This is a genomic window from Nocardia sp. NPDC046473, assembly GCF_040645995.1.
Taxonomy (GTDB): domain Bacteria; phylum Actinomycetota; class Actinomycetes; order Mycobacteriales; family Mycobacteriaceae; genus Nocardia.
In genome coordinates this window covers 364,542-378,686 of the sequence record NZ_JBEYZJ010000008.1, presented here as the reverse complement: position 1 = coordinate 378,686, position 14,145 = coordinate 364,542, and the positions used below count along the sequence as shown (strand labels likewise).

The window sequence follows — 14,145 nt, the reverse complement described above, 5'->3', positions numbered from 1 at the left end:
TATGCGAAACCACGCATGCTTTCGTTTGCACAGTGCTAATCCGTGCATCGAGGTCGGCAACTATCGGTCTCCGGCGATCGCTGCGCGCGCTCGGCGCATGCTTTTCGTTCGCGCACCACAGCCAGCAGGTAGATCGGAATGTCTGGACGCGACGCGCGTGCGGTCAGGCGTCGGGGCGGGCGATGTCGCCGCGCCAGGCACCCGTTTCCTGGCCGTTGCTTTCGATGAACTGCTTGAAGCGCTGCATGTCACCGTGGATGCGGTGTTGCAGCACACCGAGCAGGTCAGCGGCGGTTTCCACGAAACCTTCCGGGTCGACGTCCATCTGGGCGGTGATCCTGGTCTGGTTGTCGCTGAGGCGGTGGAAGGTGATCACGCCCGCGTGCTGCGGGCCGGAGTCGGATTTCCACGCGACGCGTTCGTCGGGGTGCTGTTCGGTGATGGTCGCGTCGAACTCGCGGGTCGCCGGTCCGACGTGGATGCGCCAGTGCGTGTGCCGATCATCGAGCTGTCGCACCTCTTCGACGCCCTCCATGAACTGCGGAAACGACTCGAACTGGGTCCACTGGTTGTAGGCGGTGCGGACCGGTACCTCGACGTCTACGGTGGCGGCCAAGGTGCTCATAAGTACCCCTTTCGTTGCTCGACGCCGCGGTCGCTGGGTCGAGCCCTTCGACAGTCGCTCCCGGCGACTCGGTCAGAGGTCGCAATACCCGGGCGGTCCACGCAGAAACCGCCTCGGGACTTGTCATATGCCGAACGGGTGAGCCGGGTTTGCGCCGCGGCGCCGAGGGTAGATCGCAGGCGACCATATCCCCGGCTCGAAAGGTTGACTCCCATGCAGGTCACGCGCGGTGCTCTTCTGATTCGACTCGATGACTACGACTCGACGATGTTGCGGGTCAAAGCGGTCCGCTACGCCCCGGTCCCCTATGCCGAGGTCGAGCCGGTCGGCGGCGGGCAGCGAAGCACTGTGCTGTTGGCCGAGGTGGAGCGTGAATTCCGGGTGGAGTCGGCCGCGCTAGCTGTCGATGGCTAACCGCGCCGAACGTTGCGGTCCCGCTCGCTCGAGCGGGACCACAACTGTGCAGAATTACTTCTTGCCGCCGAGTGCTTGGGCCAGCTGACTTTTGGTCATTGTCGAGCGGCCCTTGATGCCGCGTTGGCGAGCTTCGTTGTAGAGCTGGTCGCGGGTCGGCCCTTTCGGGCCGCGGCGGCCGGAGCGCTCGCCGCCGCGTTGCTGTGGCGACTTGTCCTGCAGCGATGTGCGGCTGGCGGTTTTCGTCTGACCGGCTTGCGCACGATTCTTGTTGACCACCCGCGCCGCGATCTCCTTGGCCCGGCGGGTGCTCGCGCCTTGCGATTTCTCCGAATCCCGCACGTGCTCGTACTGACGTTCCTGCTTGTCGGTCCATTCCTTCGGCATGATCACACCTCCTGTTCGCCGGATAACCCACAGGCCAGACTGCAAACCGGCAGCGAGAATTTGCCACCCGAATTCGTGGATCCGCCGGTGAGCAGGGCTGACGGGTGGCTGGATGCTCCGGCCCATCAGTCCTGCGTGAGTCCTGCGTGTGGCTATCGGAGGATCGTGCGATAACCGAGACGGGCGGTCAGTTGACGGCGGCGACGATTCGACGACGACCGTATTGCCAGATTGATTCCACGGTCCGGAATCCGGCCGCCCGCAAGGCCTGCACGTGCTGCTCGTAGGTCACGCCGCTGTCGGCTGGATGTTCCCAGCGGCGGTTGTCGCGTTCGGCGACCGCGGTGGCCAGTTCCGGCTCGGCGGTGACCGCCGTCCACCACTCGACCCAGCCCTCACGATCGCCGACACCTTCGCGTTCGATCTGGCGCGCACCGATCGCGGTGTGGAGTTGGTCGATATCCGTTGCGGCCGTGGCCATATCGTCGCCGTTGAGCAGAATGCCACCGGGGCGGAGCAGCTTGGCGGACTGTACGTAGAGCGCGGCGAGTTGGTCGAGGTAGAGCCAGTGCAGCGCGGTGGTACTGACGATCGCGTCGATCGGCTCGTTCGGCAGCGCGGCCGCCCATGCCGGATCGGCGAGGTTGCGGTCGACGAGTTCGAATCCGTATGCCGTGCGGGCCAATTCGAGCAGCACCGGGTCGGCATCGATGCCGATAACGCGGGCCTGCGGTAACCGTTCGCGGATGCGGGCACCGAGCGAGCCCGGCCCGCAGGCCACGTCGAGCACGAGCGGGTCCGGGTGGTCGGCGTTGGCGGCGACAGCGTCCGCGATCACCGCGAACATGATCTCGCGGTCTGGCAGGTATCCCTCCTGCTGGCGATCCCAGCGATCAATCCAGGTCCGGGCGAGGGTGGGTGTGAGCGACATGAGCAACTCCCGTTACTGTCATACTGTTCAACGACAGTAACGACTGTAGCGAAAGTGAGGTGACTGATCAAGTGCGTTTAGACAGTCACACGTTGGGTGTGGTCGAAGACGGGGTCGACCTGGTGAATGCCGCCGTGCCCGGTGAACGCCGCGGCAGGCCGTATCCGCCGGCGGCCGACAGCGCGGAACTGCTCGAACGATTGGACAACGCGGTCTCGGCGGCCTACGGCTATCACGTCCAGCCGGAGGACGCGCAAGACCTGGCCCGCGCCGCCGGTCAGCTGTGGCAGGTGTTCAGCGCGGTCGCCGACGATGACATGGATTCGGCCGCCGCGCAGGTCAATGCGCTGATCATCGAATACGGCGCCAGGCCAACGCTTTTCCGGCGCGACTCACAGCCTTGGCACCTGCATTTCCACTCCGCGGATGCAACATTGACGGCCGGGATCGCCGCGGCCTGCACTGTCGGCCTCGCCTTCGTGCTCGGCAGCGAACACGCCGACCGGATCGGTCTCTGCTCGGCAGCCAACTGCGACCGCGTCTACCTGGACACTTCCCGCAACGGCACCAAGCGTTTCTGCAGTACCGCATGCCAGAACCGTGCCAAGACAGCGGCTTTCCGAGCACGCCGGGCCGCGACCTGAGTTACTCGATGCGCCGAGCCGGATGATAAGCATGCGAGGTCGGCCCACGCCCGTTCCGATCTCGGTGACCGTAATACTGGTCAAGCCCGGCCGAGGATGGTTTCGTCTGTCTTCCAGCATCCGGTTGGCGCGAAAGGCCTTGGTATGTCCGTCGATTACCCAACGGAGACCGACACCGCCGTGCAGGTGGTCAAGCTCGGTGCCCACATCGGCGCACGTATCGATGGCGTCCGCCTAGGCGGTGACCTGGACGTACAGACCGTGGCCACCATCCGCGCGGCGCTCAACGAGCACAAAGTCATCTTCTTCCGCGGCCAGCAGCACCTGACCGAGGACGGGCAGTACGAATTCGCCGAACTGCTCGGCAATCCGACCACCCCGCACCCGACCGTCACCTCCGCGGGCGTGAAATCCCTCGCCATCGATTCCAACCACGGTCGGTCCAACGTGTGGCATACCGACGTCACTTTCGTCGATCGCGTCCCGAAGGCGTCGATCCTGCGCGCGGTCACGCTGCCCAGTTACGGCGGCTCGACCACCTGGGCCTCGACCGTCGCCGCGTACAACTCGCTGCCGGAGCCGCTGAAGCGGCTGGCCGAGAGCCTGCGCGCGCGGCACACCAACCAGTACGACTACGCCGCGGACACCGAGGAACGCCTGGACGAAGGCACCAAGGCCTACCGCCGCGAGTTCGAGTCCACCTACTTCGAAACCGAGCACCCGGTGGTGCATGTGCACCCGGAAACCGGCGAACGTGCCGTGCTGCTGGGTTGCTTCGTGAAGCAGATCGTCGGCGTGTCCAGCAGCGAGTCGCACGCGCTGTTCCGGCTGTTCCAGGACCGTGTGACGCGCTTGGAGAACACCGTCCGCTGGGACTGGTCACTCGGTGATGTCGCGATGTGGGACAACCACGCCACCCAGCACTACGCCATCGACGACTACGACGGAAGCGAACACCGCAGGCTGACCCGCATCACGTTGGCCGGCAGTATCCCCGTCGGCGTCGACGGCACGTCGAGCACGGTGATCGCGGGCAATGCGGAGTTCTACTCGGCAGTCGAGCAGGCGGCATAACCTTCCGCATCGCGTAAGTAATTGTCACCACCGTGGATTCGTGCGCTGCTCGGTGTGAAATGCGCATCGCATTGTTTGGCGGCCGGTAGCGGAGGGAAAACAAGCGCGGGATGGACAATCCGGCGATTCACGCGCCGCGCGTCGTCCAGAGCCGAACGTACGCCGTCGATTACTCTTTGACGGCTCGCGCCCGGTCACTACGCACAAACAGGTAACCGACTTCGCCTGACGATGGGAAACGCGTGAATTTATGGAACTATGTCCGGGGACGAGGCGAATTGCTGACGTTCCTCACGTATCAGCATGCCTCCCTGGCGTTTCAGACGGTGTTGGTCGGCACCGTTGTCGCGGTCCTCATCGCGGTGGCGGTATATCGACTCCCCCTGGCGTCCGCACTCACCCTGACCTCTAGCCGAGTCGCACTGACGATTCCGTCGCTCGCATTGCTCGCACTGCTGCTGGTCCCGTTCGGACTCGGCGTTGTCCCGTCGTTCATCATGCTGGCGTTCTTCGCCGCGCTGCCGGTGATCGGCAACGCGATCGTCGGCCTGCGGTCGGTGCCCGCATCGGTCATCGAATCCGCACGCGGCATCGGCTTTTCCCGCTGGCGCATTCTGCTGACCGTCGAATTGCCGATCGCCTGGCCGGTGATCCTCACCGGCATCAGGGTGTCCACCCAGATGATCGTCGGCGTCGCGGCGATCGTCGCCTATGTCCTCGGTCCGGGTCTCGGATCGCTGATCTTCAACGGACTCTCCCGGCTCGGTGGCGCGAACGCCATCGAAATGGCGCTCACCGGCACCATCCTCATCGTCCTCATCGCGTTGGTGTTCGACGCGCTCCTCGTCCTGCTCGGACGCCTCACGATCGCAAAGGGACTGGCATGAATGAAGCATCGCATGGCGATTCCATGAGGGGTGGTGGCCAGGTGACAGGTGGGCCCGATGTGACCAGCCAGACCGCGCCGTCCTCGGAGCGCAATGTGACCGGTGCGCCCATCAAGCTGGACGCGGTCGTCAAGCGGTATCGGGGCCAGGAGACGCCGGCCGTCAAGCGGCTCGACCTCGAGATCGAGGCGGGCGAGATCGTCGCGTTCGTCGGGCCGTCCGGCTGCGGCAAGACGACCACGCTCAAGATGATCAACCGGTTGATCGAGCCGACCGAGGGCCGAATCTTCATCGGCGGGCGCGATGTCACCCGGGAGGATCCGGACAAGCTGCGGCAGTCGATCGGGTATGTCATCCAGTCCGGCGGGCTGTTCCCGCACTGGACGGTTGCCAAGAACGTGGGCGCTATCCCGCGGGTGCTCGGGTGGGACAAGAAGCGGATCGCCGAGCGCACCGAGTACCTGCTCGACCTGGTCGGGCTCGATCCGGGCACTTTCGCCGACCGGCTGCCCAAAGACATGTCCGGTGGTCAGCAGCAGCGAGTCGGCGTCGCCCGGGCGCTCGCGGCGGACCCGCCGGTGCTGCTGATGGACGAGCCGTTCGGCGCGGTCGATCCGATCACGCGAGTTCGCCTGCAGGACAGTCTGATTGCCATTCAGCACGAACTCGGCAAGACCATCGTGGTGGTCACGCACGACTTCGAGGAGGCCACCAAGCTCGGCGACAAGGTGCTCATCCTGTCCGAGGGCGGGCACATCGAGCAGTACGCGCGGCCGGAGGAGATCCTCACCGATCCGGCCACGCCGTTCGTGGAGGAGTTCGTCGGGTCCGGCGCGAAGTTGGCGTATCTGACGGTGTCGCGGGTGCGTGATGTGGCGTACGACAAGGTGATTACGGCTCAGGTCGGTGAGTCGGCGCAGGCGGTGATCGGACGTGCGAAGGCGGCCGGACACACCTGGGTGGTGGTGGTCGACGAGGCGGGACGGCCGCGGTCGTGGCCGTCGCTCACGGAGGTGGCGACCAAACCCGAGGTTTCCGACTTTCTCGATCGGCGGTTGCCGGTTGTCGCGCGCTCCTCGACGCTCAACGACGCGCTCGACGCCATGCTCGCGGCCAGCCAGGGGGCCGCGCTGGTCACCGATGGGCGCGGCGCGGTGGTCGGGTCGCTCAGTATCGGGTCGGTGACCGAGACGATCCAGGCCAAGCTCGCCGAGGTGCGCTCGGAGGAGGCCGACCTCTCGTACGAAACCTACGTCGACGGAACGGATCCGGCGCCGACACCGGTGGTGGCGGCCGACGAGGAACCCGGATCGGCTGAGCCGTCATGAGTCGCCGCGTGCCGATCGACGTGTGGTTCGAGCCGATCATCATCGGCGTGATCGGTATCGGATATTTCCTCTGGTATCGATCGACGACGTTCACCCAGACGGAGCAGGCGTCGCTCGGGTGGGACAACCTGCAGACCACGATCCTCGCCCACATCAAGCTGACGGTGGTAGCGACACTGATCGTGGTGGTGGTCGCGATTCCGTTGGGTATCGCGTTGACTCGGCCCGCGCTGAAGCGGCTCGAGCCGATCGCGGTGAACGTCGCCAACATTGGTCAGGCCGCGCCCGCAGTCGGGTTGCTGGTCTTGTTCACGTTCTGGTTGGGCACCGGATTCCGTACGGCGATAGTCGGTTTGGTGGTGTACGCGATTCTGCCGATCCTGCAGAACACAATCGTCGGGTTGCGGCAGGTGGATCACCGCACGATCGAGGCGTCGCGCGGGATCGGATACTCGGGCACGCGGACGCTGTTCCAGGTCGAGTTGCCGCTCGCGGTGCCGGTGATTCTCAACGGAGTTCGCACTGCGCTGGTCATTTTGGTCGGTACCGCGACGCTGAGCACGTTCATCGGCGCGACCAGTCTGGGCACGCTGATCACCACCGGGGTAACGCTGTTCCTGCCCAAGCTGCTCATCTCCGGCGCGATCCTCGTCGGGCTGCTCGCGTTGATCATCGACTGGCTCGGCAGACTCGTCGAACTCGCCGCGACGCCGCGAGGCATCTCATGAAAGCGACACGTGTCCAACGGGTTACGCTGATCTCGGCGCTGGTCGTCGCGTTGCTCACCGGGTGTGGCCTGGTGAGTTCGTCCGGGACGTTCCATGCGGCGCAGCTACCGGACGGTCACCAACCGCTGGATGGCGCGAAGCTGGTCGTCACGTCGAAGAGCTTCACCGAGGGTGTGCTGCTCGGCAAGATCACCGCGACCTATCTGGCCGCGGCGGGCGCCGAGGTCAAAGACCTCACCGGGGCACCGGGTTCCGCATCGTCTCGACAGGCCCAACTCAACGGTGACGCCGATATTCTCTGGGAGTACACCGGCACCGGATGGGTCAACTATCACAACGAGACCGAGACGATCGCGGATCCGACCGAACTGTGGCAGCGGGTACACGAGATCGAGAAGCGGGAGAACAACCTGGAGTGGTTGCCGCCCGCGAACTTCAACGACACCTACGCGTTCGGTGCGTCGACGCCGAATGCCGAACGGCTGCAGGTGAAGTCGCTGTCCGATGTGGCGCGGCTGCCGGTGCCCGATCGGACGTTCTGCGTAGATGACGAATTCTTCAGTCGTTCAGATGGTTTCATTCCGATGTTGCAGAAGTATGGGATTCCGTACAACGATCCGAACGGTGTTCCGTCCGGCAACGTGACCCGGATGGACGCCGGCGTCGTCTACACGGCAACAGCCAAGGGTGCACCTTGCAATTTCGGTATGGTCTACACCACCGACGGTCGCGTGAAGAACCTGAATCTCGTTGTCCTGAACGATGATAAGAAGTTCTTCCTGCCCTACAGCGGCACCGCGGTCGTGCGGGGCGAGATCATCGATCGCTACCCACAGCTGCGGAACCTGATCGGGACGATCTCCGAACACCTCACCGATCAGCTGATGCAGGAGCTCAATGGTCGCGTCGATATCGACGGAGAGGATCCGGCCGACGTCGCGTATGACTGGCTGAAGAAAGAGAAGCTGGTCGCATAGGAGGTCAGGGTTTTCCCGGAGACGAATTCCGCTCTCCGGGATGACGACCCACGCGGTCGGCGCTACCTACTGTGCCTGCATGACCGAAGATCAGCAGGTGCTGGCGCCGGACCGACGTCGCACGGCACGACGGGGCATAGGAGTCTTCCTCGTCGCCCTGGTCGTATTGTCCGCGCCCGCCATGGTTTTCGCGGTCGTCGCGCGCAATGACATCGGGATTGCCTTGCTCATGTGGGCGCCGGGTCTGGCGGCGGTGATCACCCGGTTGCTCCTGCGGGAGGGGTTCGACGACATCTCGTTGCGGCTGGGTCGGCGCAGCTGGTGGGCGTTGTTGATCGCACTCGGCTATCCAGTTGCCATCGGGGCCGCCGCGTATGGGGCAGGGTGGGCGAGCGGACTCGCCGACTTCACCGGCGCTTCCGGATGGGGTTCCTTCGCCGGTGAACTGCTTGTCGGCGCCACGCTCGGTACGGCGGTCGGGCTGGTCTTCGCGCTCGGTGAGGAACTCGGCTGGCGCGGCTATCTACTCACCCGGCTCATCGAGGCCGACATCCCTCGGCCGCTCATGGTGAGCGGATTGATCTGGGCGGCATGGCATTTGCCGTTGATCATCGGCGGCAGCTACCTGACCGGCAACGGCGGGTCCACGCCGGTCATCGCCGTGCTCTTCGTCGTGCAGGTGACCGTGGTGTCGTATGTCTTCGCCCGACTCCGGCTCGATACCGGGAGCATCTGGCCGGCCGTCGTGCTGCACGCGTCCTGGAACAGCATCATCCAAACCGTGTTCGATCCACACACCTCGGGATCGGAGGCCTGGCTGTGGCTCGGCGAGCAGGGTGTGCTGACGTTGGCGGCCAACGTGATCGGTGCCGTCATCCTCTGCCGACGTCCAGGCAGATTGCTACGGCAACCGTCGGCGTGACCTCAGTTGGCAGCGGGATTCGTGGCCGGGGTCAGCAGCACCAGCGGGATCTCGCGGGTGGTCTTCTTCTGATAACCGGCGTACGTCTTCGCCGCGGCAGTCACCCGCGGCCACAGCGCGGCCCGCTCCTCGGCATTCGCGACCCGCGCGGTCATCGGCACGCGCGGTCCGCTGCGCACCGACACCAAGACATTCGGGTTGTCGCGGACATTCAGGAACCATGCCGGATGTTTCGGGTCACCGCCGCGCGAGGCGACGACAACATAGGTATCCCCGTCGATGATCGGCGCCGTCAACATCACCGCATGCTCACGCCCCGACTTACGTCCCGTGGTCACGAGCTCGAGCGACGACATCCCGCCGAACTCATTACCCACCTTGCCGCAGGTGACCTTCAACAACACCCGATGCGCGGTGTTCATCGTCTTGAGAGCGAAATCCGAGGGCATGAGGTCCTTCTCCGGTAATCGGAACCGAGCTCTGACGCTGCCCAGCGTACCTCCGGTACCGCATACCTGCGCGACGAGGTCGGGCCTAACCTGCTTCCCGGTGCGGCGTGCCGGTGTGGAAGACCGGCCAACCTATTTCGGTGCGCCACAAGGAGGTATCGGTGGTTTCGGGTCGACCGACCGGGTAGTACTCGCGGATGGGGCCCGGTACGCCGAGGGCATGACGGGTGACGTAGGTGGCGAGGGTGGCGTACGAGCGATCGACGCCGGTCGCCTCGCCGCGATAGGTGATGATCGCGAGTTCGGCGGCGGGTACGACGGTCGGGTGAACCCGGCCCAGCGGACGGACCGCACCTGCGCAGGGAATGAAGACGGTCGATTCGCCGCGATGCTCGGTGAATACCTCGTCGGTGTAAACACCGCCCGCCTGCCCGGTCGGTGTGAGTCCCTGGGCGGTGAGGGTGGCGTGTAGTTCGCCCAGCGCGCCTTGCAGCCAGACGGGTCCGTCGGCGGCGTCGACGACCTCGGTGATCGCGGCGGCCGGGACCGCGGGCACGGCACGCAGCTCGACACCGGCTGCGTCGGGGGCCGGGTGGATCAGCAAGTCGCGCAGGTCGTCGACGGCGCGCTGGGTGCGGCCGAGTTGGTTCTGCAGTCGGTCCAGGTGTGCCACTATCCGCGCATTGCGAAGGCTTGGGTCGGAACTCACGAGTATCGCCTGGATCTCCTCCAGCGGCATGTCCAGATCACGGAACCGCCGGACCACCTGCGCGACGGACAGTTGTTCGGTCGTGTAGCGGCGATAACCGGTGTGCGGATCGACCTCGGCGGGCGCGAGCAGTCCGATCTGGTGATAGTGCCGCAGCGTCTTGACGGTCAGGTGGGTGGCGCGGGAGAAGTCGCCGATGGACAGGTACGCGGTCATAACCGCCATTCTGGTGTCTCCCCCTGCGGGAGAGTTTGCCGCAGCAACGGGATTGACTGTCCGGCTGCCGCAGCGTCGAGGGTGATGACAGCGGCCGGTACGCCTCGGTCGCCACCATCTTGCTGGTCCTCGACGCCGAAGGAATTTCTCATGACCGCCCTGACCACCACCGACGGGACCACCCTGTGCTACCGGGACTACGGGACCGGCCGACCGGTCGTCTTCGTACACAGCATGCTGATGAGCAGCGACATGTGGCAGCACCAGATGTTGCACCTGACCGGACACGGCTATCGTGCGGTCGCCTACGACCGCCGCGGTCACGGTCGATCCGACGACCCCGGCCGCGGCTACGACTTCGACACGCTCGCCGACGATCTGGCCGCACTGCTGGATCGGCTCGACCTCACCGAGGTCACCCTCGTCGGGCACTCCATGGGCGGCGGTGAGGTGATCCGCTATCTCACTCGCCATGGCGCGCAGCGTGTTTCCCGCATAGCGCTGGTCGGCGCGACCGCGCCGCACCTCGCGGTCGATCCGCAGCAGGCCGCCGCTCTGCTCGACCAGCTGCGCACCGACTACGGCAGGTGGGTGGATAGCAACGCCGCCTTGTCTTTCGGCAACGACCTGCCTGGCTGCGACATACCCCAACTCGAACAGGATGCGACCATTCGCGACTGGATGCGGGTCTCGCTGCACGCGGCGGTGGAATGCACCCGCGCCAACCTGGCCGCCGACTTCCGCGCCGAAGCGCGGGCGATCACGCTGCCGACACTGGTGCTGCACGGCGATCATGACGCCTTCGCACCGCTGGAGACCTGCGGGCAGCGCTCAGCCGAGCTGATCCCGGACAGCAAGCTCGTCGTCTACGAAAACGCCTCGCACATGCTGCATCTGTCGCACCGCGCGCGGCTCAACGAGGATCTGCTGGCGTTCGCCGATTCGGCACGCGGCTGACTATACGGTCTTGCCGCTGGACGATTGGACCGCCGCGTAGGAGGCGAGGCCGTCGGCCATCTGCTGCATCACGCGCTTCATCATGCGTTGCAGTAGCCAGCCCAATCCCCAACGGGCGGTGTAGGTTCCGTACCAGTGGATGACGGTGCGGCCGTCGGATGCGGGGACGAGATCGATGACGGCACTGTAATTGCGGAGGGCCCAGTTGAACGCGTCCTCGTAGGTCATCCGGTTGCCCTCGTCGAGTCCGGTCAGTCGCTCGCCGGTCACGATTCGTCCGGTACGGAACGCGCGGACCGCGCCGACCGGGTCGCGGCCGTCGGGATCGAGGCCGCTGGAACGTTTGACATCCAGGGCGTCGACAGCGGACCACAGGGGCCAGGTGCGTGCGTCGACGAGGAGGGGCCAGATGTCGGCCGGCGATGCTGTCGTGGTCGCGGTCGCGTCGTAGCTCTGCATGACGGGAGTCCCTTCGTTCACTGCCGTACGTCCCCGTGGCGCAGGTCGCGGGCGCGGTGCGCGCGAAAGTTATTGCGCCAGTCCGAAGCTATGCGACGCGGCCGGTCGAGGGCCATGCGCGGAATTGCCGACCTTGCGGTCATATCTTGCGGTACACCGACGGGGCGGACACCGATCCGACTGACGAAGGCCGACGACAACGCTCCAAGACTGGCGGAGCCGCAATGCTCGGCGATCTGTTCGATGGTAAAGGGTCCCGTTGGCGAACGGCCGCCGCGCCTGCTCGATCCGCAGCCGAGAAAGCGCCCTTACTGAACCTTCACCAGCTTGATGGCGTCGGCGCCATCCGGACCGGGGATGTAGTCGATGAGGACACGATCGCCCGCCTTCAACAGAATATCGTTTTCCACCACCGGATCCCGTGCGATGACCTCTTCGCAGTCCTCGGTGATCAGGACTCCGAAGCCTTCATACGTACCGGCGTACCACTTCTCGACGACCGCCCACATAGTCAGCTCCCGCCCGTTGTAGTCGCAGTAGGTCAGACTGTAGTCGCAGGTAGAGCAACTATCGCTCGTTCTCGATGGGTGCGTGTCGCCGCACCGATTGTCAGCGCAGGAGGAGGTCGGCCCACCGGGCGGTCCGGACGAATCCGACGCTCTCGTATACCCCGGCGGCACGGTTTCCGGTGGTGGCCGCCAAGCCGAGGGCAGGCAGTCCCCTCTCGGCGGACAACCACAACACGTGGCGCAGCAGGAGGGAGCCGAGGCCGCGGTAGGTGGGTGCGGGGTCGCGGAAGACCTCGGAGATCCACGGGCCTTCGTCGGGCGGGAGGCCGGGGCAGTCGTGGGCAAGGACGGCGGCGATGCCGAGGCCGCGGTCGGTATCGATCAGCACCGTGCTCGCGGGTAGCAGTGGGCCCATGAGGGTGCCGTCCATCAACGCCTGCAAATCCTCGAAGCTGCTTATGTCGTGGTCGGGATGGCCGGGCGGATATGCGGCGGCATAGGTGGCGCGCAGTTGCGCTGGATCGATTGTCTCGGCGGCGCGCAGTTCCAGATTCGCCGACCGTCGACTGGGTGCGAAGGGACGCGAAACCCCTTGCAGCCCATGGGTGAAGGTGTCGAATTCGCGCTGCACCCGAGCTCCGCGCTCGACCAAGTGGGTACCGAGCGAGGTCAGCGTTGTCGCACCCCAACCCGACAACTCCGCCATGATGCGATCGGTGGCCGCGGTGGGCGAAGCTCCCTCGGCAAGGCGCAGATCGCTCGCCCAGCGGACCCCCTGTCTGCTCTCCTCCTCGTAACAGGCCAGCGGCTCTCCCCCGATGCCGCGCAGGACCTCGGTATGCACTCCTGGCTCCGATCTCCGAGTACTTCGACTAACCGCGGATCGCCCAGAGTACGGACCCTCGGCAACCACAGGAGAATGGTGGCTGGCGGGTGCTGGGCGGAGTTGCCAGGATGGAGCCATGGTTGACAGCGGGAATCGTGCGGTACCGGCCCCGAAGAACACGTTCGATTATGACGCCGAGTTGCGTCACCATCATCGGCGGCTGCGCGAAGCTATCGACCTGGGACCTGGTGACAGTGTGCTCGATATCGGCTGCGGCACTGGTCAACTCACTCGTGAGGTCGCCAAGGTTGCGCACGAGGGCAGCACGCTCGGGGTAGACATTTCGCCAGGGATGTTGACGCGGGCGCGCGAGCTCAGCGCCGCCGAGGATGTCCGCAATGTGCGCTTCGAGCAAGCGGATGCCCAGGTCCACCCGTTCCCGGCCGAACACTTCACCCGCGCGGTCAGCCGGTTCGGCACCATGTTCTTCGCCGATCCGGTAGCGGCATTCACCAATATCGGACGTGCGTTGCGGCCCGAAGCCCAACTGGTGCAACTGGTTTGGCAGGCCGGTGACCGGCAGGAGTGGGTCGGGACGATCCGCCAGGCTCTCGTCGGTGCGCCGGTCGCCGCACCGACCGGCGGTGCATTCTCGCTGGCCGATCCGGCCGATGCGAAGAGCGTGCTCACCGCGGCCGGATTCGCCGACGTCACCGTCGCCGAGGTGCACGAGCCCGTCTATTACGGCCCGGATCCCGCGGCCGGCGTCGACTCCGTCCTCGCGCTACGTATGGCGACCGAGTTGCTCGCCGAGTTCGATGCCGACGAGACCGAGCGGGCACTCGACCGACTGGACGCCGTCATGACGGCCCACTGCGGCACCGAGGGCGTCTGGTTCGACTCGCGCGCCTGGCTCATCACTGCTCGCCGGTAGCTGTACCGGTCAGATCCGATGTCAGCGGGCCCGACGGACTGGCCGTACTCCGACTGGCCATCGCCCTATCCCAGTCCGGCGAGTCCGGCGCACAGGCCCGAGACCAATTCCTCGCCGAACGCCGCACGCAACTTCAGGAGATGCTCGACCGCCCAGGCCCGCGGCGAGG

Annotated in this window: 18 protein-coding genes; 10 read left to right on the top strand and 8 right to left on the bottom strand. The window is 65.5% G+C overall.

Translation table 11 applies throughout. The features are described from left to right. Positions 1-163 precede the first annotated feature (163 nt). On the bottom strand, positions 164-625 hold the full coding sequence (locus tag ABZ942_RS29420) for an SRPBCC family protein (protein ID WP_357387553.1): 462 nt from the start codon (positions 623-625) through the stop codon (positions 164-166). Positions 626-838: 213 nt separating this feature from the next. Between ABZ942_RS29420 and ABZ942_RS29415 the strand changes: the two genes are divergently transcribed. Next, positions 839-1,039 (top strand): hypothetical protein, encoded by a 201-nt coding sequence (locus ABZ942_RS29415; RefSeq protein ID WP_357387551.1) that lies wholly within the window; start codon positions 839-841, stop codon positions 1,037-1,039. 54 nt (positions 1,040-1,093) lie between these two features. Here the strand turns inward: ABZ942_RS29415 and ABZ942_RS29410 are convergent, their stop codons facing one another. After that, the gene (locus ABZ942_RS29410) at positions 1,094-1,426 is read right to left on the bottom strand and encodes a plasmid stabilization protein (protein ID WP_357387549.1); all 333 of its coding nucleotides are present in this window, start codon (positions 1,424-1,426) and stop codon (positions 1,094-1,096) included. Positions 1,427-1,613: 187 nt separating this feature from the next. Next, entirely contained in the window at positions 1,614-2,357 is a 744-nt protein-coding gene (locus tag ABZ942_RS29405; RefSeq protein ID WP_357387547.1) for a class I SAM-dependent methyltransferase, read from the bottom strand. Positions 2,358-2,428: 71 nt separating this feature from the next. On the opposite strand from ABZ942_RS29405, the gene ABZ942_RS29400 reads away from it, so the two are divergent. The 7 genes from ABZ942_RS29400 to ABZ942_RS29370 all read left to right on the top strand — a co-directional run bounded on the left by ABZ942_RS29400 (position 2,429) and on the right by ABZ942_RS29370 (position 8,917). Next, a complete protein-coding gene (locus ABZ942_RS29400) occupies positions 2,429-3,001 on the top strand; it encodes a CGNR zinc finger domain-containing protein (protein WP_357387545.1) in 573 nt (190 codons plus the stop codon). A 144-nt stretch (positions 3,002-3,145) separates the two neighbouring features. Then, complete coding sequence (locus tag ABZ942_RS29395) at positions 3,146-4,075, top strand: TauD/TfdA family dioxygenase (RefSeq protein WP_357387543.1); 930 nt, start codon at positions 3,146-3,148, stop codon at positions 4,073-4,075. Positions 4,076-4,317: 242 nt separating this feature from the next. Continuing rightward, positions 4,318-4,962 carry an ABC transporter permease gene (locus tag ABZ942_RS29390; protein WP_357387541.1) on the top strand — a complete coding sequence of 215 codons (645 nt, stop codon included), beginning with the start codon at positions 4,318-4,320 and terminating at the stop codon, positions 4,960-4,962. A gap of 23 nt (positions 4,963-4,985) precedes the next feature. After that, on the top strand, positions 4,986-6,290 hold the full coding sequence (locus ABZ942_RS29385) for an ATP-binding cassette domain-containing protein (protein ID WP_357387539.1): 1,305 nt from the start codon (positions 4,986-4,988) through the stop codon (positions 6,288-6,290). Then, positions 6,287-7,018, top strand: a complete 732-nt coding sequence (locus ABZ942_RS29380) for an ABC transporter permease (protein ID WP_357387537.1) — start codon at positions 6,287-6,289, stop codon at positions 7,016-7,018. The genes ABZ942_RS29385 and ABZ942_RS29380 overlap by 4 nt, the downstream gene beginning before the upstream one ends. Continuing rightward, positions 7,015-7,995, top strand: a complete 981-nt coding sequence (locus ABZ942_RS29375) for a glycine betaine ABC transporter substrate-binding protein (protein ID WP_357387535.1) — start codon at positions 7,015-7,017, stop codon at positions 7,993-7,995. Before ABZ942_RS29380 ends, ABZ942_RS29375 begins: the two co-directional genes overlap by 4 nt. 79 nt (positions 7,996-8,074) lie before the next feature. Further along, positions 8,075-8,917 (top strand): type II CAAX endopeptidase family protein, encoded by an 843-nt coding sequence (locus ABZ942_RS29370; protein ID WP_357387533.1) that lies wholly within the window; start codon positions 8,075-8,077, stop codon positions 8,915-8,917. A 2-nt stretch (positions 8,918-8,919) separates the two neighbouring features. Here the strand turns inward: ABZ942_RS29370 and ABZ942_RS29365 are convergent, their stop codons facing one another. After that, on the bottom strand, positions 8,920-9,366 hold the full coding sequence (locus ABZ942_RS29365) for a nitroreductase/quinone reductase family protein (protein WP_357387531.1): 447 nt from the start codon (positions 9,364-9,366) through the stop codon (positions 8,920-8,922). 85 nt (positions 9,367-9,451) lie between these two features. Continuing rightward, a complete protein-coding gene (locus ABZ942_RS29360; protein WP_357387529.1) occupies positions 9,452-10,291 on the bottom strand; it encodes a MerR family transcriptional regulator in 840 nt (279 codons plus the stop codon). A 150-nt stretch (positions 10,292-10,441) separates the two neighbouring features. Here ABZ942_RS29360 and ABZ942_RS29355 point away from each other — a divergent pair, with 150 nt between their 5' ends. Then, positions 10,442-11,248 carry an alpha/beta hydrolase gene (locus ABZ942_RS29355; protein WP_357387527.1) on the top strand — a complete coding sequence of 269 codons (807 nt, stop codon included), beginning with the start codon at positions 10,442-10,444 and terminating at the stop codon, positions 11,246-11,248. Here ABZ942_RS29355 and ABZ942_RS29350 read toward each other — a convergent pair whose 3' ends face one another. From ABZ942_RS29350 to ABZ942_RS29340, 3 genes are all read right to left on the bottom strand, one after another. Then, positions 11,249-11,728 carry an SRPBCC family protein gene (locus ABZ942_RS29350; RefSeq protein ID WP_357387525.1) on the bottom strand — a complete coding sequence of 160 codons (480 nt, stop codon included), beginning with the start codon at positions 11,726-11,728 and terminating at the stop codon, positions 11,249-11,251. A 287-nt stretch (positions 11,729-12,015) separates the two neighbouring features. Then, positions 12,016-12,216: a hypothetical protein gene (locus ABZ942_RS29345; protein WP_357387523.1), complete on the bottom strand. Its 201-nt coding sequence runs from the start codon at positions 12,214-12,216 to the stop codon at positions 12,016-12,018. Between the two features lie 100 nt (positions 12,217-12,316). Beyond that, positions 12,317-13,060 carry a GNAT family N-acetyltransferase gene (locus ABZ942_RS29340; RefSeq protein ID WP_357387521.1) on the bottom strand — a complete coding sequence of 248 codons (744 nt, stop codon included), beginning with the start codon at positions 13,058-13,060 and terminating at the stop codon, positions 12,317-12,319. Between the two features lie 118 nt (positions 13,061-13,178). Between ABZ942_RS29340 and ABZ942_RS29335 the strand changes: the two genes are divergently transcribed. After that, positions 13,179-13,976: a methyltransferase domain-containing protein gene (locus ABZ942_RS29335; RefSeq protein WP_357387519.1), complete on the top strand. Its 798-nt coding sequence runs from the start codon at positions 13,179-13,181 to the stop codon at positions 13,974-13,976. Positions 13,977-14,145 lie beyond the last annotated feature (169 nt).

What these genes read in the sequence shown, in the direction of transcription:
- ABZ942_RS29420 (WP_357387553.1), bottom strand. Translation starts at nt 625, where the DNA reads ATGAGCACCTTGGCCGCCACCGTAGACGTCGAGGTACCGGTCCGCACC.
- ABZ942_RS29415 (WP_357387551.1), top strand. Translation starts at nt 839, where the DNA reads ATGCAGGTCACGCGCGGTGCTCTTCTGATTCGACTCGATGACTACGAC.
- ABZ942_RS29410 (WP_357387549.1), bottom strand. Translation starts at nt 1,426, where the DNA reads ATGCCGAAGGAATGGACCGACAAGCAGGAACGTCAGTACGAGCACGTG.
- ABZ942_RS29405 (WP_357387547.1), bottom strand. Translation starts at nt 2,357, where the DNA reads ATGTCGCTCACACCCACCCTCGCCCGGACCTGGATTGATCGCTGGGAT.
- ABZ942_RS29395 (WP_357387543.1), top strand. Translation starts at nt 3,146, where the DNA reads ATGTCCGTCGATTACCCAACGGAGACCGACACCGCCGTGCAGGTGGTC.
- ABZ942_RS29385 (WP_357387539.1), top strand. Translation starts at nt 4,986, where the DNA reads ATGAGGGGTGGTGGCCAGGTGACAGGTGGGCCCGATGTGACCAGCCAG.
- ABZ942_RS29380 (WP_357387537.1), top strand. Translation starts at nt 6,287, where the DNA reads ATGAGTCGCCGCGTGCCGATCGACGTGTGGTTCGAGCCGATCATCATC.
- ABZ942_RS29375 (WP_357387535.1), top strand. Translation starts at nt 7,015, where the DNA reads ATGAAAGCGACACGTGTCCAACGGGTTACGCTGATCTCGGCGCTGGTC.
- ABZ942_RS29370 (WP_357387533.1), top strand. Translation starts at nt 8,075, where the DNA reads ATGACCGAAGATCAGCAGGTGCTGGCGCCGGACCGACGTCGCACGGCA.
- ABZ942_RS29365 (WP_357387531.1), bottom strand. Translation starts at nt 9,366, where the DNA reads ATGCCCTCGGATTTCGCTCTCAAGACGATGAACACCGCGCATCGGGTG.
- ABZ942_RS29360 (WP_357387529.1), bottom strand. Translation starts at nt 10,291, where the DNA reads ATGACCGCGTACCTGTCCATCGGCGACTTCTCCCGCGCCACCCACCTG.
- ABZ942_RS29355 (WP_357387527.1), top strand. Translation starts at nt 10,442, where the DNA reads ATGACCGCCCTGACCACCACCGACGGGACCACCCTGTGCTACCGGGAC.
- ABZ942_RS29345 (WP_357387523.1), bottom strand. Translation starts at nt 12,216, where the DNA reads ATGTGGGCGGTCGTCGAGAAGTGGTACGCCGGTACGTATGAAGGCTTC.
- ABZ942_RS29335 (WP_357387519.1), top strand. Translation starts at nt 13,179, where the DNA reads ATGGTTGACAGCGGGAATCGTGCGGTACCGGCCCCGAAGAACACGTTC.